Source organism: Paenibacillus vulneris (assembly GCF_039543185.1).
GTDB classification, from domain to species: domain Bacteria; phylum Bacillota; class Bacilli; order Paenibacillales; family NBRC-103111; genus Paenibacillus_S; species Paenibacillus_S vulneris.
The window spans coordinates 180,307-180,514 of the sequence record NZ_BAABJG010000052.1 but is presented as its reverse complement, the minus strand read 5'-3'; the positions used below and the strand labels follow the sequence as shown (position 1 = coordinate 180,514).

Below are 208 nucleotides of genomic sequence, written 5' to 3'. Positions count from 1 at the left end.
TCGCCTTGGTAGGCCGTTACCCTACCAACTAGCTAATGCGCCGCAGGCCCATCTGTAAGCCACAGATTGCTCCGTGTTTCATGATTCCCTCATGCGAGAGAACCAGTTATCCGGTCTTAGCTATCGTTTCCGATAGTTATCCCGATCTTACAGGCAGGTTGCCTACGTGTTACTCACCCGTCCGCCGCTATCCCCGAAGGGACCGCTC

The 208-nt window shown here is 54.8% G+C and carries 1 rRNA gene (cut by both window edges); it reads right to left on the bottom strand.

Going from position 1 to position 208, the window contains the following annotated elements:
* Positions 1 to 208: ribosomal RNA gene (locus ABEA66_RS32735) — 16S ribosomal RNA — on the bottom strand (its annotated part extends past both window edges: 249 nt to the left, 156 nt to the right); the annotation flags it as partial.